Below are 17,957 nucleotides of genomic sequence, written 5' to 3'. Positions count from 1 at the left end.
TCAGTCAAACACGGTGGGGATCGCGGCGTAGCCACGGGACAGCTGGTGGGCGTTCGAGGGCAGCTCGGCGACGGCCTCGCGGTGCCGTGCGCGGGCCTCGTCCAGCTTCTCGCGCCCGACGATCTCCCCCTCCCTGAGCAGCGGAACCTGCAGCGGGCGGGCGTCCGAGGGGCGCTCGCCCGAGACGGTGACCAGCTCGGCGACCGCCGTGCCACCGGCGTCGAGCTCGCGGAAGGCCTCCTTGCGCCCGCCCCGGCTGGGCTTGCCCACCGACTTCTTGGCCACCGGCCGCACCACCCCTTCGGCGTCCTCGCGGGCGACGAGCTTGTAGACCAGGGCGGCGGTGGGCGAGCCGGAGCCGGTGACCAGTGACGTGCCGACGCCGTAGCCGTCCACGGGGGCGGAGGCGAGCGCGGCGATGGCGTACTCGTCGAGGTCGCTGGTGACGATGATCCGGGTCTTGTGGGCGCCGAGCGCGTCGAGCTGCTCGCGGACCTCGTGGGCGACCTGGCCGAGGTCGCCGGAGTCGAGGCGGACCGCTCCGAGGGAGGGCCCGGCGAGTTCCACCGCGGTCCGTACGGCCTGGGCCACGTCGTAGGTGTCCACGAGCAGCGTGGTGCCGGGGCCGAGAGAGGCGATCTGGGCCTGGAAGGCCTGCTCCTCGGAGCCGTGGAGCAGGGTGAACGCGTGGGCCGCGGTCCCGGCGGTCGGTATGCCGTACTCGCGGCCGGCCATGAGGTTGGAGGTGGAGGAGAACCCGCAGAGGTAGGCGGCCCGCGCCGCGGCCACGGCCGCCGCCTCGTGGGTGCGCCGCGAGCCCATCTCGATGAGGGGCCTCGTCCCGGCCGCGCGGATCATGCGCGTGGCGGCGGTGGCGATCGCGCAGTCGTGGTTGAGGATCGACAGGATCACGGTCTCCAGCAGCACGGCCTCGGCGAACGTGCCCTCCACCGTCATGATCGGGGAACCGGGGAAGTAGCACTCGCCCTCGGCGTAGCCGTCCACGTTCCCGGAGAACCGGTATCCGGCGAGGAACTCCAGGGTGGGCTCGTCGACCACCTCGTTGTCCCGCAGGAACGCCAGGGACTCCTCGTCGAAGCGGAAGGACTCCAGCGCGTCCAGCACCCGGCCGGTTCCCGCCACGACCCCGTAGCGCCGCCCGCCGGGCAGCTGGCGCGCGAACACCTCGAAGACCGCCCGTCTGGAGGCGGCCCCGCTTCTCAGCGCCGCCTCCAACATCGTCAGCTCATAGTGATCGGTAAGCAACGCGGTGCTCATGCTCTTTGTCACGAGTCGAAGACTAAGCCCGGGGTAGGGCAGACTGGTGAATGTGGGTAGCACCGCTCCAACGGAGGTCGAGCGTCCGTCAATCGACGTAAGACCCGATCTGCCATGGTTGACGATCGTCTGGAACGACCCGGTCAATCTGATGTCCTATGTGACGTACGTCTTCCAGTCCGTTTTCGGATACTCCAAGGAGAAGGCCGAGAAGTTGATGCTCGACGTGCACCACAAGGGCAAGGCCGTGGTCTCCAGCGGCACCCGCGAGGAGATGGAGCGCGACGCGCAGATCATGCACTCGTACGGGCTGTGGGCCACCGTCCAGCGGGATTCGTGAGCGCGCGGGCGGCCCGGCGTCACTCGTCGCGGCGCGGCGGGCGGCCGGGCTCGAAGCCTTCGGGCACGGAGCGCCGAGGTCCGGAGCGCCGAGGCCCCGAGCGACGGCCGGGCGGCGGGTGGCGGGCGGATCTCGGGTGGAGTCCGCGAGGAATGGTGGGCGAGAGATGAGTTCGGGGTTCAAGCCGGGGCGCGAGGGCGGCGTGATCACGGGTTTCGACGCCGCCGAGGTGTCGATCCTGCGCTCGCTGGTCACCCAGATCCTGGGCCTGATCGAGCCGGGGGAGACGGGTGACGACCCCCTGGAGAAGGCGCTCGGCATCGGCGCCTCCGAGCAGTCCGACGACCCGGTGCTGGCCCGGCTGTTCCCCTCGGCCTACGAGGACGGCGAGGCGGCCGCCGAGTTCCGCAGATACACCGAGGCGACGCTGCGCGAGGGCAAGCGGGCCGACGCCAAGACGATGCTCGACAGCGCCGAGCCCGGCCGGGTCGAGCTGACCAGGGAGCAGGCGCAGGCGTGGATGCGCGCGCTGAACGACGTGCGGCTCGCGCTCGGCACCCGGCTGGAGGTGACCGAGGAGGTGCACGACGAGATCGCCGACATGTCGGAGAGCGACCCCCGCTATCCGGCGTACGTCATCTACGACTGGCTGACCTACCTCCAGGACACCCTGGTCCGTGCCCTTTGGTAACTTCCAGTCATGCTCACGATCTCTCGGGAACTGGTTGACAGGATCATCGCGCACGCTCGGGCGGATCATCCCGACGAGGCCTGCGGCGTGATCGCCGGCCCGGTCGGCTCCGACTCTCCCGAACGGTTCGTCGCGATGGAGAACGCCGAGCGGTCGCCGACGTTCTACCGGTTCGACTCGCTGGAGCAGCTGCGCGTCTGGCGGGAGATGGACGACCGCGACGAGGAGCCGGTGGTCATCTACCACTCCCACACCGCAACCGAGGCCTATCCCTCCCGTACCGACATCTCCTACGCCTCCGAGCCGAACGCCCACTACGTGCTGGTCTCCACCCGGGAGGAGCTGGGGGAGAAGGCCGAGTTCCGCTCGTACCGGATCGTCGACGGCGTCGTGAGCGAGGAGGAGGTGACGATCACCTCCGGGTGACCGTCACCGTCCGGGTCTCATGTCCGAGGCCTCACGTTTCCGGGCGACCGTCACCGTCCGGGTGGTGTCCCGGATTCGTACGGCATCGGTGCCCGGTACGGCCGTGAGGCGAATGGTCCCTTTGGGTAAACTGGCGAGCATGCTGACCGTCGCCCCGAGCCAGGAGGACGTCGTGCTCTCGCGTCCCGGCCCCCGGGCGCGGCACGCGGGTGTCGCGTCCGTACAGAACTTCCTGTTCGCGCACACGCCCTCCGTCGTCGTCTACGACTGTCGCTGACCGGCTTTTCTGGAATCCTCCGGTGCTCGCCGGTGTTCTGATCCGGTGGGCTTTACTCCCATGACGACGCAAGGAGATTGACCCGCGATGGCCATCGAGGTTCGCATTCCGACCATCCTGCGCACCTACACCGACGGTGCCAAGGCCGTCGACGCCAAGGGCGCCACGCTCGAGGAGCTCATCGGCGATCTGGAGGCCCGGCATCCCGGGCTGAAGGAGCGCCTGGTCGACAAGGGCGCGCTGCGCCGCTTCGTGAACGTCTACCTGAACGACGAGGACGTCCGCTTTCTGGGCGGGCTGGAGACGCCGGTCGCCGACGGCGACACGGTCACCGTCCTGCCCGCCGTGGCCGGCGGCTCCCGCTAGCCGCGCGGCGCCGCCCGTCCCGCGAGACTTCGTGATCTCCCGAGAGATCCGGCGAGGTCCCGCGGGGCGGGTGGCGTACGCCGCGGTTCCAGGGCCGTCACCGCGAGGCAAAGGTCTGTCACCACAAGGTCAACCCGAGGCGGAAGCCGTACACCATGCGTTTTGACTCACTGATCGAATCAGTCGGCCGGACCCCGCTGGTCGGCCTGCCCAGGCTCTCGCCCTCGGAGGACGTGCGGATCTGGGCCAAGCTCGAAGACCGAAACCCGACAGGTTCGATCAAGGACCGTCCGGCACTGTGGATGATCGAGCAGGCGGAGAAGGACGGGCTCCTCCAGCCGGGCTGCACGATCCTCGAACCCACGAGCGGCAACACCGGCATCTCGCTGGCGATGTCCGCCAGGCTCAAGGGCTACAAGCTGATCTGCGTGATGCCGGAGAACACCTCCGAGGAACGCCGCCAGCTGCTGCGCATGTGGGGGGCGCGGATCATCTCCTCGCCCGCGGCGGGCGGCTCCAACGAGGCGGTCAGGGTCGCCAAGGGCCTGGCGGAGGAGAACCCCGACTGGGTGATGCTCTACCAGTACGGCAACCCGGCCAACTGGCGCTCGCACTACGAGTCGACGGGGCCGGAGATCCTGGAGGACCTGCCGTCCGTCACCCACTTCGTGGCCGGTCTGGGCACCACGGGCACCCTGATGGGCGTCGGCAGGTTCCTGCGCGAGCACGTACCCGACGTGAAGATCGTCGCCGCCGAGCCGCGGTACGGCGAGCTGGTGTACGGACTGCGCAACGTGGACGAGGGCTTCATCCCCGAGCTGTACGACGCCGACGTCCTCACCACGCGTTTCTCGGTCTCCTCGGCCGACGCGCTCCGGCGCACCCGGGAGTTGCTGGCCGGGGAGGGCATCTTCGCGGGGGTCTCCACCGGCGCCGCCCTGCACGCCGCGCTCGGCATGGCGGCCAAGGCCGTCAAGGCGGGCGAGCGGGCCGACATCGTGTTCGTGGTCGCGGACGGCGGCTGGAAGTACCTGTCCACCGGCGCCTACGAGGGGACGCTGGACGAGGCAGAGGAGCGGCTCGAAGGCCAGCTCTGGGCCTAGTCCGGGTAGGTCCCAGGGGGCTTTCTCGCGGTGGCGGGATCTGCGGTCGGGAGAAACCGCGACGGCGAATGGCATGTCGATGACGAAGGGCGGGCGTCCCGGTGGGACGCCCGCCCTCGCCGTCCCCGGGCGGGGACGATCCCCGGCGGGCCGGAGCCCGGCCGGGGATCTGGGGAGGCCTGATCGAACAGGATCAGGGAGCCGGATGGATTAGGTCGGTCAGTTGAACAGGAGCCTCAGCGAGAAGGACGCCTCGCTGCCCGACTGGGTGCCGCTCATGCCCACGGCGCGGAGCACCTGGAGGTTGGCCTTCTCCTCGCCCTGGAGGCCGCTGAGATAGAGGTTCTCCACCTTGTCCAGGTCGGCGTAGAGGGCGAAGGTCGCCTCGCCGGCGTTGGGGATCGCGAGCTGGAAGGTCTCGCTGTCGCCCAGGGTGCCGTCCTTGTTGAGCAGGGCGGCGTAGTCCTGCGCGCTGGCCAGGACGAAGACGCCGTCACCGGGAACCTTGGCGAGCTGCGGGACGGCCGTCCCGGAGTCCGCGAGGAACTTCTCGATCTTGCCGACGACCTCCTGCGCCTTGGCCGGGTCGGTGACGATCTTCGCGCCGAACTTCGGCTGGCTGGTGTTGAGGCCGCCGGAGTCGATGGCGAGGGTGATGTTCTTGCCGAGCAGCGTCACCAGGTCGTCGGGGAGCGCCAGGCCGTACCTCTGCTTGGCCTGGTCGGCGAACTGCTGGACGCCGCCGCCCGCGGCCTGGTCGGCCGACTTCATGACCTGCGCCCACTGCTTGCCGATCACCTCGCCGAGACCGGAGATCGAGATCGCGCCGGCGGTGGAGGCCGGAAGCGTGCCGATCTTGGAGGCCTCGGGAGTGCCCATGTCCAGGCTCTCGGCGCCGCGGCTGATGCCCGCGAGCTCGACGTACTCGCCGTCGAAGCGAAGGGCGCCCGCCACGCGGACGTTCTTGATCTGGGCGAGGGCGGTGGGGTCCTGGGCCGCCAGTTCGGGAGCCAGTCCGGCGATCTTGCCCGCGTCCGCCCAGAAGGACAGGACGCCGGTCTCGCCAAGGGCGCTCAGGTCGTCGGAGAAGTTGGCGTTCCCCGACAGCGGCTCGGCGGCGACGGCCTTGTCGGCCTCTGCCTGGGTCGGTGCGAGCAGCGCGTAGTCGTCGCGGAACGCGATGCCGTACTTCTCCTTGCCCATCAGCTTGGCGATGCCCGCCGTGGCCTTGTCCTGGTCGGTGACCTGGACGGCCACCACGGCGCCGGGCTCGGCGCCGGCCTTGGCCGGGGGCAGCGCGGCCACGCCGACGCGGACGCCGAGCCACGGCTCGATGTCGGCGGCGTAGTCGACCTTGCCGAGGCTGTCGGCGTCCTTCTTGATCAGGTCGAAGATCGCCTGACGCGGGTCCTCGCCGGTGAAGGAGTCCTTGGTGACCGTGAACTTCCTGGCGATGGTGAACAGCGCCACCTTCTGGTTCGCGGCAGGGTCGAGGTCGAGGCGCACGTAGCCGATGGCGTTGCCGGGCAGCACGTCGTGCGGCTGCGCGCCGCCGCCGCTGAGCAGGTTGACCGCGAAGAAGCCGCCGCCGCCCACGAGGGCCACGACCAGCGCGGCGATCGCCGCGAGCAGCCAGCCCTTACCGCCGCTCTTGCGCGCGGGGGGACCGGCCGGCGGCCCGGCGCTCAGGAAGTCGGGACCCTGCTGCCAGTTCCCGCCCTGCTGCGCGTACGCCTGCTGGCCGTAGTTCTGCTGCTGTTGCTGCTGGTAGCCGGGTTGCTGCTGGCCGTACGGCTGACCGGCCTGCTGGCCGTAGCCCTGCTGGCCCTGCTGGCCTTGCTGGCCGTAACCCTGCTGGCCGTACGGCTGCTGCTGCTGCTGGTAGCCCTGCTGGGGGTTCTGCTGCGGGTAGGGCTGGCCCTGCTGCGGGTAGGGCTGCCCCTGCTGGTAGCCGCCGGAAGGCTGGGGATATCCGGGCTGGCCGTTCTGCGGATAGGCCTGTGTGTGCGGCTGGTCGTTGTGCTGCGCGCCCTCGTTCCATCGGTAGGCGATCGTCCTGTCGGGGTTCTGACCCGGCGTGGGCGACTGGTCGGGGGGATTGTTGGCAGGCATGATCACTCACAAAGTGGGCTTAGCGGATAGGGAGAAGTTAGTGCACATTGCTAGCAACCCGCTTGCATTGAACTAACTATGTGATTGGTGCATCTAAGCGGGATCAACCCCTGTTCAGCGGTGCTTTATAGACCGTTGTCTGCTTTGTCGGTCTATTCCCGCAGGTCGCTGCTGTTTCTTCCGCCCCTCCGCCCCCTGTGCTTCCCATGGACTCCGATGTCCCGGCCGGTTTCGGCTCCCTGGCTCGGGGCCGGTCCGGCTCCGGCGGGCGGGCCGTCCGGGGCCGGGGGAGGCGAAGGTCGTACGGAATGGGTAAAGTGGCCTTTCTAGAACAAGGTTCGGGAGCGTGAATGACGAAGTTCGACGAGGCGACAGCGGCCATCAGGGTGGACGAGACCACCTACGACGTGTGCCTCGACACCGGATACTCGATCGGCGGCCCCCTCAACGGCGGTTACCTGATGGCCGTGCTGCTGCGCGCGGTCGTGGACGCCTCTCCCCACGAGCATCCGGTGACCACGGGTGTCCAGTTCCTGCGTGCGGCCAGGCCCGGTCCCGCGCAGGTGCGCCTGGAGCAGGTCAAGACCGGCCGCACCGCCACGATGACCCGGGCGACCCTGGTCCAGGACGGCACGTCCTTCATCGAGGGGCTCGTCACGACCGCGACCCTCGGTGACGCCGCGCCCGACTGGACGGACGAGCCCTCGGTGGCGATGCCGCCGATCGAGCGGTGCGTCTCGCTGCCCGCTCCCAAGGCCGAGTCGAACATGACGCTCAACGCCCAGATGGAGCTGGTCTTCGACCCTCCCACCATCGGCTGGCTCGACGGCAGGCCCACCGGCAGGCCCGAGGCCCGCGCCTACTTCCGGCTGGCCGAGCCGCAGGACCCCGACCCGTACGTGCTGGCGCTGGCCGTGGACGCCCTCCCGCCGGTGGTCTTCTCCGCCGGAGAGCGCGGCTGGGCGCCCACGGTCGACCTCACCTGGCACCTGCGCGCCCTGCCGGCCCCCGGCTGGCTCACCCTCATCGCCGGAGGCCGTCTGATCAGCGACGGCTGGTTCGACGAGGACGTCGAGGTCTGGGACTCCACCGGACGCCTGGTCGCCCAGTCCCGCCAGCTGGCCCGCGTCGGGCGGGGCTGACGTCCCGGGTCGCGTCCCACGGACGACCCCTGGCGTCCGTGCGGCGCCGCGGGGCTCGGCAGGGCTTCGTGCGGGGCCGTAGGACTGGCGGGACCTCGTGCGGCGCCGTGGTCCCCGGCAGGACCTCGTGCGCCGGGATGTTACGAAAAATACATGGCTGAGCTGGTAATCGGCGTTGTGAGGATTCTTACCGTGATCGGCCGTCCCAGGTCGCCTAGCCTTGGGAACTGTGTCGCAAGCGAGCATTGGAATCTTTGACAGTGGTGTCGGTGGTCTCACGGTGGCCCGGGCGATCATCGACCAGTTGCCCAACGAGTCGATCTTCTATGTGGCGGACACGGCGAGGCAGCCGTACGGCCCCAAGAGCATCGCGCAGGTCCGCGCCTACGCGCTGGAGGTGATGGACCACCTCGTCGAGCACGACGTCAAGATGCTGGTGATCGCGTGCAACAGTGCCAGCGCGGCCGTGCTCCGCGACGCCCGGGAGCGCTACGACGTCCCGGTCGTCGAGGTGATCCAGCCCGCGACGCGCCGTGCCGTGCGGGCCACCCGCAACGGCAGGGTCGGGGTGATCGGGACCAGGGCCACGATCGCGTCGATGGCGTACCAGGACGCGTTCGCCGCGGCTCCCGACGTCCGGCTGACCGGGGTGGCGGCGCCGCGCCTGGTGGAGTTCGTCGAGCGGGGGGAGACGATGAGCGACGAACTCATCGACGTCATCCGCGAATACCTGGCGCCGGTGCTCGCCGACCGGTGCGACACGCTGATTCTGGGGTGTACGCACTACCCGCTCCTCGCCGGGCCGATCTCCTATGTGGTGGGAGACGGCGTCACGCTGGTGTCCAGCGCCGACGAGACGGCCAAGGACGTCTACCGCGTCCTGCACGACCGGAGCCTGGCCGCCGTAGGGGGCGCGCCCAGGCACCGTTTCCGCGCCACCGGTGACGCGGGCCTCTTCGCCGACCTCGGACGACGGTTCCTCGGGCCGGAGATCCAGGCGGTCGAAGTGGCGGTAGTAGGGGATGTCCCGCACAACGGGCATCGCGTGTGACGGTGCTCAGGCGCTCCGTAGGGGGAGCAGCCGGGAGTGGCGGACGAAGGGGGGCGGATACCGGCCACCGGCGCCCGCGCCGTGACACGCGGCGCCGCACAGTAACCGTAGGAGGCCGCCGTGAAATTGACGATCATTGGATGCTCGGGGAGTTTCCCCGGGCCTGACAGCCCTTCCTCCTGCTATCTGCTGGAGGCGGAGGGGTTCCGCATGCTGCTCGACTTCGGGAACGGCGCGCTCGGCGCGCTCCAGAAGTACATAGGCCTGTACGACGTGGACGCGATATGCCTGTCGCACCTGCACGCCGACCACTGCCTCGACATGTGCCCGTACCACGTGGTCCGCACCTATTCTCCGCAGGGCCCGCTGCCCCGGATACCGGTGTACGCGCCCGCCGACGCGCGCAGGCGGCTGAACTCCGCCTACGCGATGCCGGACGAGCCGCCGCTCGACACGGCCTTCGACTTCGTGGGCCTGACGCCGGGAACGTTCGAGGTCGGCCCGTTCGAGGTGACGGCCGCGCTGGTGAACCACCCCGTGGAGACCTACGGGTTCAGGGTCTCGCACGGCGGGCGCTCGGTGGCCTACTCCGGCGACACCGGTGAGAGCGCCGAACTGGTCAAGCTCGCCTCGGGTGTCGACGTGCTCCTGTGCGAGGCGTCACACATCGACAAGCCGGGCCTGCCCGCCGGTCTGCACCTGAACGGCCGCCAGGCGGCCGAGCACGCGGCCAAGGCGGACGTGGACACCCTGGTACTCACCCATCTGGTGCCCTGGAACGACCGCGACCGCGTCCTGGAGGACGCCTCCCGCGGCGGGTTCGGCGGGCGCATGGAACTCGCACGGAGCGGGGTCCGGTATGACCTAGGGTGAGTTTCATGGCTCGCGCAGATGGACGTTCTCCCGATCAACTCCGCCCCGTCACCATCACCCGCGACTGGCTCGCGCACGCCGAGGGTTCGGTGCTCGTCGAGTTCGGCGGCACCAAGGTGCTCTGTGCCGCCTCCGTGCAGGACAGCGTGCCGCGCTGGCGCCGGGGCAGCGGTCAGGGCTGGATCACGGCCGAGTACGCCATGCTGCCCCGCGCCACGAACACCCGCAACGACCGCGAGTCGGTCCGCGGCAAGATCGGCGGCCGTACGCACGAGATCTCCCGCCTGATCGGCCGCTCCCTGCGCGCCTGCGTCGACTACAAGACGCTGGGCGAGAACTCGATCGTCATCGACTGCGACGTGCTCCAGGCCGACGGCGGCACCCGCACCGCCGCCATCACCGGGGCGTACGTGGCACTGGTCGACGCGGTCGCGTGGATGCGCAAGCGCAAGATGTGCGGCGGAGACCCGTTGATCGACTCGGTCGCGGCCGTCTCCGTCGGCGTCGTCGGCTCCACGGCGTTGCTCGACCTCTGCTACACCGAGGACGTCGCCGCCGAGACGGACATGAACGTGGTGATGACCGGCTCCGGCGAGTTCGTCGAGGTCCAGGGCACCGCCGAGGGCAAGCCGTTCAACCGCGCCGCCCTCGGCGAGCTGCTCGACCTGGGCGCGGCCGGGTGCGCCGAGCTCACCCGGCTCCAGCGGGAGGCACTGGCATGAGCGGGTCCGGTGCGAACGAGACCGGAACGGCCGGGTCCGGTGCGAACGAGACCGGCCAGGCCGGGTCCGGTGCGAACCGGGCACGCGTGGTCCTCGCCACCCGGAACGCCGGGAAGATCGCCGAGCTGCGCCGGATCCTGGCCGACGCCTCGATCCCGGTGGAGATCGTCGGGCTCGAGGAGTTCCCCGAGATCGGCGACGTCGCCGAGACCGGCCTGACCTTCGCGGAGAACGCCCTGCTCAAGGCGCACGCGGTCGCCCAGCAGTCCGGCCTGCCCGCGATCGCCGACGACTCCGGCCTCTGCGTCGACGCCCTGAACGGGATGCCCGGCATCTTCTCCGCCCGCTGGTCGGGAAGGCACGGCGACGACCGGGCCAACCTCGACCTGCTGCTCGCGCAGGTCTCCGACGTGCCCGAGGGGCACCGGGGCGCGCACTTCGCGTGCGCGGCGGCGCTGGCACTCCCGTCGGGGGAGGAACGGGTGACCGAGGGAGCGCTGCACGGTGTGATCATCGACGCTCCGCGCGGCAGCGGCGGTTTCGGCTACGACCCGATCCTCGTCCCCGAGGGCGAGACCCGGACCACCGCCGAGCTGTCCGCGGTGGAGAAGGACGCCATCAGCCACCGGGGCCGCGCCTTCCGCGCGCTGGCCCCGATCATCGCCGAAGTGATCGCCTGAGGACGCCGGTGGATCGCCGGACGGTGCCCGCGGGTGGCCGGAGGGCGCCCGTGACCGGCGCGGGACGGTGCCTGTAATCGGCGCGTAAGAACCTGCGGTCCCGTATGGGCGTAGCGTCGGGGTCATGCAGAGCAACAGGCGCATGCCCCTCTGGGCCTCGGCGCTGATCGGCCTGGTGTCCGGTGCGGTCGCGGTGGGGGTGTCACTGTTCGCCGCAGGTCTGGTGAAACCCGCGGCCTTCCCTGTCGTCGCGGTCGGCAACTCCGTTGTCGACCTCACCCCGGCCCCGCTGAAGGAATGGGCGATCCGCACCTTCGGCGAGAGCGACAAGACCGTGTTGCTCGCCGGGATCCTGCTGATCCTGGCCGCCGTCGCCGCCGCGCTGGGAAGGGCCGCCGTCCGCGACCTCCGGTACGGGACGGCGGGGCTGGCCGTGTTCGGCCTCATCGGCGTCGCCGCCGTGCTGACCCGTCCCGGCTCCGGGCCGATGGACGTCGTCCCGACGCTGGCCGGGGTCGGCGCCGCCATGCTCGCCCTGCGATGGCTCGTCCGCCGGGCCCTCGTACCCGCCGATGACCCGGCCGTCTCGTATGGAGGTGTGTCCGGTGCCGTGGGTGCGGCGGGGGCCGCGCTCGGCACCGGGCCGGCACAACTGCGACCGGTCACGCCCGAGTCCCCGCCGGAGGCAGGGGAGCACCTCGAGCCGTCGACGCCGTCCGTCATGCGGGCGGGGAACGACCTGCGCGCCTTCGACCGCCGGGGCCTGCTGACCGGCGCGGTCGGCGGCGTGGCCCTCGCCGGGGTGGCGGGACTGGCCGGGCGCGCGTTCTCGGGGCGGGCCGAGGTGAGCGCGGCGCGCGGCTCCGTCACGCTGCCCCCGCCCGTGAAACCCCTCCCCGCGCTGCCCGCCGGGGTCGACCTGAGGATCAAGGGACTGTCGCCGTTCGTCACCCCCAACAACGACTTCTACCGGGTCGACACCGCCCTGGTGGTTCCCCAGGTCGACCCGCGCGACTGGACCCTCACCATCCACGGCATGGTCGACAGGCCCGTGGAGCTCACCTTCGCCGACCTGATGAAACGCGCCGTGGTCGAGGCCGACGTCACGCTGTGCTGCGTCTCCAACGAGGTCGGCGGCCCCTACATCGGCAACGCCCGCTGGCTGGGCGTCAGCCTGGCCGGGGTGCTGCGCGACGCGGGGGTCCGGAAGGACGCGGACATGCTGCTCAGCACCTCCGCCGACGGCTGGACCGCCGGAACCCCGGTCGACGTCGTCATGGACGGCCGCGACGCCCTGCTGGCCTTCGGCATGAACGGCAGGCCGCTCCCCGTGGACCACGGCTTCCCGGTCCGCCAGGTCGTCCCCGGCCTCTACGGCTACGTCTCGGCCACCAAGTGGGTCACCGACATCAAGGTCACCCGTTTCGACCAGGACGAGGCCTACTGGACGCCCAGGGGGTGGTCGGCCAAGGGCCCGATCAAGACCGAGTCGCGCATCGACCTGCCCAGGGACGGCGCGACCGTCCCGGCGGGGAAGACCGTCGTCGCGGGCGTCGCCTGGGCCCAGCACAAGGGCGTGGACGCGGTAGAGGTCCGCGTCGACCGGGGCCAGTGGCGCCGGGCGCGCCTCGCCGAGGCCCCCACCGCCGACACCTGGCGCCAGTGGGTCCTCGACGACTGGGACGCAACCCCCGGCAGCCACACCATCGAGGTCCGCGCCACCGACGCCACCGGTTACACCCAGACCGGCGACCGCGTCCCCATCGCCCCGGACGGCGCCACCGGCTGGCACACCATCACCGTCGAGGTCGCCTGACCCGGGCCGTGATTTCGTCCCCCGCGCGGTCTGCGACCGATGCGGGGGAATCGTGTTCCCGCCTGTGCGGGACGGCCGCCGGCGGACCTGGCGGCCGTCCCGGGTGAACGGCGCGGCCGTGCCGCGGATCGGCGCTTGGCCGAGGTTCGTCTAGGGCTTGCGGGCCAGGCCGCCGTAGTAGGTGTGGTACAGAAGGGCGTTCTTGACGAAGAAGCTCGGCTCGTCACGCCACTCGGGGAGCGGGACGAGGCCCGGTTCGACCAGCTCGAAGTCGCCGAAGTACTCCGTGATCTCGTCCATGGTGCGCCAGCGGCCGGTGCCGAGGTTCTCGTTGAAGAGCTTCTCGATCGTCGTGGCCTGCTGGGACGCCGCCGGGTGCACCTCGCCGGGATTGCAGAAGTGCGAGATCGCCACGAAGCTGCCGGACACCAGCGGGGCGCGCAGCGTGGCCGCCACCCCCGCGGGATCGTCGTGGTCGTTCAGATGGTGCAGGATGCTCAGCATCAGCAGCCCCACCGGCTCGCTGAAGTCGATGAACTCCTTGACCTGGGCGTTCTCCAGGATCGACCGCGGGTCGCGTGCGTCCGCCTGGATGACCGTCGTGCTGTTGTCGGCGGCGAGCAGCGCCCGCCCGTGGACCAGCACCATGGGGTCGTTGTCCACGTAGACCACCCGGGCCGCCGGATCGACCTCCTGCGCCACCTGGTGCACGTTGCCCTGAGTGGGCAGGCCCGATCCGATGTCGATGAACTGCCTGATCCCCGCCTCGGCCACCATGTGGTGCACGACCCGCTGCAGGAAGGCCCGGTTCTGCTGCCCGGCCTCCTGGGCTCCCGGGGAGATCTTCAGGGCCGCCTCGGCGACCTGCCGGTCGATGGCGAAATTGTCCTTCCCGCCCAGAAACCAGTCGTAGACCCTCGCGATGCTGGGCTTCGTCGTGTCGATCTCCGCGGGAAGCCGACCCTTGTTCGGCATCGCCCCGTCCCCATCCTCGCCGCGCTCGGACACCTCGCCACCTTCGTTCCGATCGGGGCCCCGCTTGATCGCGGGGAACTGGGCAGATAATAACCCTGAATATCAGGAGAAAGGGGGAAGATCTGAGCCAGATTCCCGCGTTTTTGACCTTCCGCCCAGTGCGAGGCCCGTACCGCTGAACGGCCCCAAACCACTGTCCCCGTCATGCGGCGGCTTCTCCGCCGCCCCGTCCCAGGGCGGTCGCCGGGCTGTAAATGGTCAACTCTTCCCTGTCGCGGAGAGGGCCGCCCTACTATCTGGCTCCCAGGGGATGGTGACGGGGGAGCCGTGAACGAGTGGAGTTTGCCCGCGGGGGTCTACAACCCCGTGGTGACGGTGGACGGGCAGCGGTGGCGGGACTTCGAGCTGGAGGTCCAGGTGCCGGTCGTGGCACCGGCGCCGCGCGAGCGGGAGCGGGAGCGGATGCGCTGGGGTCCGGCGCGGCTGGACCAGTGCAGGCCGTACGGGGTGGCGGGCGGGTTGGCCAGGCCCGATCCGCAGACCGAGGAGGACATGCTGCGGGCCGTCCCCCTCACCGAGCAGGGCACCCCGCGCCGCTTCCCCGACCCGCGCGGCATGTGGATCAGGCTGATCAACGGGACGGGCCCGGCGGACGACCCGTTCCGGGCGACCAACGCGATCGACTGCGCCCTGTCGGTGCTCTCCACCTGGTACGGCACCCCCGCGGTGGCCGCGCCGCGCAGGCCCGAGTACGACCGGGTGGGCAAGCCGCTGCTCAGCGGCGAGGCCGGGGGAGTGGCCAGGGCGGAGCGGTGGCTGGGGCAGCGTTTCCAGTACGTCGGGCAGGGCCGTCACTCCTACCTCCCGATCGCGCAGGCGCTGCTGGCCGGGGGGCACGGCTCCTCCGCGGTCATCATCAACCGCTGGCCGGCCGGGGGCAGCCACGCGTGGAACGCGGTGAACTTCGACGGCGAGGTGATCTGGATCGACGCGCAGCGGGGTCACATGGCGGTGGAGCCGCCGTACGAGTCGGTGACCGGCGTGTTCTGCGTCGTGATCGACAGGGAGGGGCGGCGGCTGTGACGCCTTCCCCGGTGCCTTTCCCGATCCCGGCGCCCTCCCCCGCGCTGACGGGTTTCCGCGAGACGAGCAAGACGAGCGAGACGAGGAGAACAGGGTGAACCCGGACCAGGCGAGGGCGGTGGCGGAGGAGTACTTCAACGGGGTCCGCGGCCCCGGCTCCGCCGTCGAGATCAGGATCTACGCCTTCAACGAGGGCTATGTCGCCTGGTCGAACGAGCCCGAGTCCGACGATCCCAGCGTGCTGCCCGACACCGTCGGCTCCGGGTGCGTGGTCATCGACAGAGCCACCGGCGAGATCGTCATCCGGCCGCTGCTCAACCCCGAGACCGTGGCCGAGCAGTGGCCGGGACGCCGCCCCCGATAGCGAGACGTCCCGGCCGGCCCGGCCCGGGTGCGGTCGGGCCGGGCCCCGGCGGGCCGGGTGCGGTGCCACCCGGCCCCTCCGGTCCGGGATGCGAGCCGCTCGCCCCTCCCGGTCCCGCTGCGGGGCGGGGCCCGGCCGGGGTCAGCCGCTCGCGAGCGCGCCGACGACCGAGGCGCGGGCCGCGCGCCGGGCGGGCAGGACCGCGGCGACCACCCCGGCCAGGCCGGACAGGACCACGAACGACAGGATCTGCGGCACCGGCAGCTGGAAGATGACGTTGTCGGTCATCGTCTGCGCGGCGGCCCAGCCGAACGCGACGCCCAGCACCACGCCGACCAGCGCGCCGATGAGGCCCAGGACCAGCGCCTCGACCGAGAGCATCCGCCGCAGCTGGGGCCGGGTCAGGCCGAGCGCCCGCAGCAGCGCGGACTCGCGGGTGCGCTCGTGGACCGACAGGGAGAGCGTGTTGGCGATGCCCAGCAGGGAGATGAGCACCGCCAGGCCGAGCAGCCCCGTGATGATCATCAGCATCATGTCGAGCGCCTCGTCGAACTGACCCCGCATCGCCGTCGAGCTGGCGACCTTCGCCGTCGGGTAAGGCTCCGTCGCCGCCTCGACCGCCGCGAGCGCCCGGTCCGGGTTCACGCCGTCCCGATGCTTGATCATCACCCGGTTGTCGCCGACCTCACCGAAGTAGCGGTCGAAGTCCCGCTCCGGCACCGTCAGGCTGGCGAGGCTCGCGTCGATGTCGGAGAGACCCACGATCGTCAGGCCGACCGCGCCCGCCTTCGCCGTCCGTACGGTGATCCGGTCGCCGACCCCCAGCTTGAGCCGTTCGGCGACGCGCTCGGCGACGAGCGCGGTCCCCGGCCCGAGCCGGTCGAGCGAGCCCGCGTCGAGCGGCGGGTTGAAGCCCGGGGCCGGGGTGAAGGTCCCCACGTCGTACTTCGCGGTCCCGGTCGCGAGCCTGGCGGTGGTCTCGCGGAAGGCGATGACCGAGGCCAGCTCGGGACTGGTCCGGAGGTTCTCGGCGATCGCGCGGGGCAGGCCCGAGTCGCGCTCCTGGGTCTGCACCATGTAGTCGAAGGGGAACTGCTCGTCGAGCTGCTGGGTGTACGTCACCCGCACGGTGCCGGTGACGACGGAGATGACCGTCATGAGCGTCACGCCCACGGTGAGCGCCACGGTGGTGGTCGCCGACCGCTTCGGGTTGCGCCGGGAGTTGTCCACGGCCAGCCTGCCGGGCACGCCGAAGATCCTGGCGGGCACCCACCCCGCGAACGCGGACAGCGGCCTGACGATCACCGGCCCGAGGACCAGCACCGCGAGGAAGACGAGCGAGCAACCGGCCATGACCACCACGAGGGCGGTCTCGCCGGGCTTCATGGACATCCCGGCCACCGCGGTGCCCACGCCCGCGACCAGGAACAACCCCGCGAAGATCATCCGTACCAGGCCGGTCCTGAAGGTCTGCTCCTCGGCCTGCGAGCGCAGCGCCGCGATCGGCGCCACCCGCGTCGCCGCCCGCGCGGGCAGCAGCGCCGCGACGACCGTGACCGTCAGGCCGATGACCAGGCCCAAAACGATGGTGCGCGGCGCCAGGGTGACGGCGGCGTCCAAGGGCATCGGCGCGTCGAACATCGCGAGCACGGCGAGCGCCCCCGCGCCCAGGCCGTAGCCGAGCAGCAGGCCGAGCACCGACGACAGCAGGCCGACCACGGCCGACTCCAGCACGATCGACCCGAAGACCTGCCCGCGCGTCGCCCCGATGCACCGCAGCAGCGCCATCTCGCGGGTCCGCTGGGCCACCAGGATGTTGAAGGTGTTGTAGATGACCAGCGCGGCCACGAACATCGCCACCACGCCGAACAGCAGCAGGCCCAGCATCAGGAAGTCGCCGTTGGCGCCGTTGGACCTGGCCAGGTCCGCCGCGTACCGCTCACCGGTCCTGACCTCGTGACCCGCGCCCACGGCCGCGGCGACCGAGCCGCGCAGCGCCTCCTGGGTGACGCCCTCGGCGGCGGCGACGTCGACCTCCCGGTACCCCTTCTGCCCGGTCATCTTCCTGGCCGTGTCCGTGGTGTAGCCGACCGCGCCGAAGTATCCGAGCTCCTGGTCCAGGCCGATGTCGAACAGGCCCACCAGCGTGAACTCGTGCCGGACGTTCTTCGTGTCGAGCACCGCGATGACGTCACCGAGCCTGAAGCCCCTGGTCCTGGCGGTGTCCTCGTCGAGCACGGCCTGCGTCGCGGTCCTCGGGGCCGCACCGCTCACGATCGAGGTACGGTTCAGGTCGCCCTCGGGCAGGGAGATCCCCGCGGTGGGGAAGTCACCGGCCGCCTTGCCGTCCTTGCCGAGCAGGGCGGACGTGCCCCGCACCAACCCCTGGGCGTCGGCCACGCCGTCCACGGCGCGCACCTTCTCCAGGGTCGCCTCGGAGACGGCCGGCGTCTCGTCGCCGTTCCCCCCGGCCAGGGGGGTCACGGCGACGTCGATCCGGTCGGCCGCCGCCGCGAACCTCTGGGTGAAACCCGCCTCGATGGTGTCGGTCAGCACGAACGTCCCCGCGATGAAGCCCACCCCCAGCGCGATCGCCAGCGACGTCAGTACCAGTCGCAGCCGATGCGCCCGCAACCCGGCCAGCGTCGTCCTCAGCAC

General features: G+C 70.9%; 18 protein-coding genes. 14 read left to right on the top strand and 4 right to left on the bottom strand.

Going from position 1 to position 17,957, the window contains the following annotated elements; genetic code table 11:
• A complete protein-coding gene (locus ACVCAG_RS37335) occupies positions 1 to 1,290 on the bottom strand; it encodes a nicotinate phosphoribosyltransferase (RefSeq protein WP_440086974.1) in 1,290 nt (429 codons plus the stop codon).
• A 40-nt stretch (positions 1,291 to 1,330) separates the two neighbouring features.
• Between ACVCAG_RS37335 and clpS the strand changes: the two genes are divergently transcribed.
• The 6 genes from clpS to ACVCAG_RS37305 all read left to right on the top strand — a co-directional run bounded on the left by clpS (position 1,331) and on the right by ACVCAG_RS37305 (position 4,481).
• On the top strand, positions 1,331 to 1,618 hold the full coding sequence (gene clpS, locus ACVCAG_RS37330) for an ATP-dependent Clp protease adapter ClpS (protein WP_329091067.1): 288 nt from the start codon (positions 1,331 to 1,333) through the stop codon (positions 1,616 to 1,618).
• A gap of 166 nt (positions 1,619 to 1,784) precedes the next feature.
• Positions 1,785 to 2,309 (top strand): DUF2017 domain-containing protein, encoded by a 525-nt coding sequence (locus ACVCAG_RS37325; protein ID WP_362680058.1) that lies wholly within the window; start codon positions 1,785 to 1,787, stop codon positions 2,307 to 2,309.
• 9 nt (positions 2,310 to 2,318) lie between these two features.
• Positions 2,319 to 2,735, top strand: coding sequence for a M67 family metallopeptidase (locus ACVCAG_RS37320; protein WP_350973579.1), 417 nt, complete (start codon positions 2,319 to 2,321; stop codon positions 2,733 to 2,735).
• Positions 2,736 to 2,874: 139 nt separating this feature from the next.
• Complete coding sequence (locus ACVCAG_RS37315; RefSeq protein ID WP_440086973.1) at positions 2,875 to 3,012, top strand: hypothetical protein; 138 nt, start codon at positions 2,875 to 2,877, stop codon at positions 3,010 to 3,012.
• 87 nt (positions 3,013 to 3,099) lie between these two features.
• Positions 3,100 to 3,378, top strand: coding sequence for a MoaD/ThiS family protein (locus tag ACVCAG_RS37310; protein ID WP_030906436.1), 279 nt, complete (start codon positions 3,100 to 3,102; stop codon positions 3,376 to 3,378).
• Positions 3,379 to 3,533: 155 nt separating this feature from the next.
• Positions 3,534 to 4,481 carry a cysteine synthase gene (locus ACVCAG_RS37305; protein ID WP_440086972.1) on the top strand — a complete coding sequence of 316 codons (948 nt, stop codon included), beginning with the start codon at positions 3,534 to 3,536 and terminating at the stop codon, positions 4,479 to 4,481.
• A 219-nt stretch (positions 4,482 to 4,700) separates the two neighbouring features.
• On the opposite strand, the gene ACVCAG_RS37300 is transcribed toward ACVCAG_RS37305, so the two are convergent.
• Positions 4,701 to 6,593, bottom strand: a complete 1,893-nt coding sequence (locus tag ACVCAG_RS37300; protein ID WP_440086971.1) for a DUF3352 domain-containing protein — start codon at positions 6,591 to 6,593, stop codon at positions 4,701 to 4,703.
• A 350-nt stretch (positions 6,594 to 6,943) separates the two neighbouring features.
• Between ACVCAG_RS37300 and ACVCAG_RS37295 the strand changes: the two genes are divergently transcribed.
• The 6 genes from ACVCAG_RS37295 (at position 6,944) to ACVCAG_RS37270 (ending at position 12,877) form a co-directional block, all read left to right on the top strand.
• Positions 6,944 to 7,735 (top strand): acyl-CoA thioesterase domain-containing protein, encoded by a 792-nt coding sequence (locus tag ACVCAG_RS37295; protein WP_440086970.1) that lies wholly within the window; start codon positions 6,944 to 6,946, stop codon positions 7,733 to 7,735.
• A gap of 229 nt (positions 7,736 to 7,964) precedes the next feature.
• On the top strand, positions 7,965 to 8,786 hold the full coding sequence (gene murI, locus ACVCAG_RS37290; protein WP_440086969.1) for a glutamate racemase: 822 nt from the start codon (positions 7,965 to 7,967) through the stop codon (positions 8,784 to 8,786).
• Between the two features lie 120 nt (positions 8,787 to 8,906).
• On the top strand, positions 8,907 to 9,659 hold the full coding sequence (locus tag ACVCAG_RS37285) for an MBL fold metallo-hydrolase (RefSeq protein ID WP_440086968.1): 753 nt from the start codon (positions 8,907 to 8,909) through the stop codon (positions 9,657 to 9,659).
• A gap of 5 nt (positions 9,660 to 9,664) precedes the next feature.
• Complete coding sequence (gene rph, locus ACVCAG_RS37280; protein ID WP_440086967.1) at positions 9,665 to 10,381, top strand: ribonuclease PH; 717 nt, start codon at positions 9,665 to 9,667, stop codon at positions 10,379 to 10,381.
• Entirely contained in the window at positions 10,378 to 11,061 is a 684-nt protein-coding gene (rdgB, locus tag ACVCAG_RS37275; protein ID WP_440086966.1) for an RdgB/HAM1 family non-canonical purine NTP pyrophosphatase, read from the top strand. The genes rph and rdgB overlap by 4 nt, the downstream gene beginning before the upstream one ends.
• Positions 11,062 to 11,185: 124 nt before the next feature.
• Complete coding sequence (locus tag ACVCAG_RS37270; RefSeq protein ID WP_440086965.1) at positions 11,186 to 12,877, top strand: molybdopterin-dependent oxidoreductase; 1,692 nt, start codon at positions 11,186 to 11,188, stop codon at positions 12,875 to 12,877.
• A 150-nt stretch (positions 12,878 to 13,027) separates the two neighbouring features.
• Here the strand turns inward: ACVCAG_RS37270 and ACVCAG_RS37265 are convergent, their stop codons facing one another.
• Positions 13,028 to 13,852: an SAM-dependent methyltransferase gene (locus tag ACVCAG_RS37265; RefSeq protein ID WP_440086964.1), complete on the bottom strand. Its 825-nt coding sequence runs from the start codon at positions 13,850 to 13,852 to the stop codon at positions 13,028 to 13,030.
• Positions 13,853 to 14,179: 327 nt separating this feature from the next.
• Between ACVCAG_RS37265 and ACVCAG_RS37260 the strand changes: the two genes are divergently transcribed.
• On the top strand, positions 14,180 to 14,935 hold the full coding sequence (locus ACVCAG_RS37260; RefSeq protein WP_440086963.1) for a toxin glutamine deamidase domain-containing protein: 756 nt from the start codon (positions 14,180 to 14,182) through the stop codon (positions 14,933 to 14,935).
• 94 nt (positions 14,936 to 15,029) lie between these two features.
• Positions 15,030 to 15,299, top strand: a complete 270-nt coding sequence (locus tag ACVCAG_RS37255) for a hypothetical protein (protein WP_344919251.1) — start codon at positions 15,030 to 15,032, stop codon at positions 15,297 to 15,299.
• 141 nt (positions 15,300 to 15,440) lie between these two features.
• Here ACVCAG_RS37255 and ACVCAG_RS37250 read toward each other — a convergent pair whose 3' ends face one another.
• Positions 15,441 to 17,957 carry an FtsX-like permease family protein gene (locus tag ACVCAG_RS37250; RefSeq protein WP_440086962.1) on the bottom strand — a complete coding sequence of 839 codons (2,517 nt, stop codon included), beginning with the start codon at positions 17,955 to 17,957 and terminating at the stop codon, positions 15,441 to 15,443.

It is taken from the genome of Streptosporangium sp. G12, assembly GCF_052983175.1.
The sequence above is the reverse complement of the archived record's forward strand: the minus strand, read 5'-3'. Positions and strand labels throughout refer to the sequence as shown.

Excerpts from the sequence above, each read along its gene's own strand:
- ACVCAG_RS37265 (WP_440086964.1), bottom strand. The coding sequence starts at position 13,852 with ATGCCGAACAAGGGTCGGCTTCCCGCGGAGATCGACACGACGAAGCCC.
- ACVCAG_RS37325 (WP_362680058.1), top strand. The coding sequence starts at position 1,785 with ATGAGTTCGGGGTTCAAGCCGGGGCGCGAGGGCGGCGTGATCACGGGT.
- ACVCAG_RS37315 (WP_440086973.1), top strand. The coding sequence starts at position 2,875 with ATGCTGACCGTCGCCCCGAGCCAGGAGGACGTCGTGCTCTCGCGTCCC.
- ACVCAG_RS37320 (WP_350973579.1), top strand. The coding sequence starts at position 2,319 with ATGCTCACGATCTCTCGGGAACTGGTTGACAGGATCATCGCGCACGCT.
- ACVCAG_RS37295 (WP_440086970.1), top strand. The coding sequence starts at position 6,944 with ATGACGAAGTTCGACGAGGCGACAGCGGCCATCAGGGTGGACGAGACC.
- rph (WP_440086967.1), top strand. The coding sequence starts at position 9,665 with ATGGCTCGCGCAGATGGACGTTCTCCCGATCAACTCCGCCCCGTCACC.
- ACVCAG_RS37300 (WP_440086971.1), bottom strand. The coding sequence starts at position 6,593 with ATGCCTGCCAACAATCCCCCCGACCAGTCGCCCACGCCGGGTCAGAAC.
- ACVCAG_RS37270 (WP_440086965.1), top strand. The coding sequence starts at position 11,186 with ATGCAGAGCAACAGGCGCATGCCCCTCTGGGCCTCGGCGCTGATCGGC.
- ACVCAG_RS37305 (WP_440086972.1), top strand. The coding sequence starts at position 3,534 with ATGCGTTTTGACTCACTGATCGAATCAGTCGGCCGGACCCCGCTGGTC.
- rdgB (WP_440086966.1), top strand. The coding sequence starts at position 10,378 with ATGAGCGGGTCCGGTGCGAACGAGACCGGAACGGCCGGGTCCGGTGCG.
- ACVCAG_RS37310 (WP_030906436.1), top strand. The coding sequence starts at position 3,100 with ATGGCCATCGAGGTTCGCATTCCGACCATCCTGCGCACCTACACCGAC.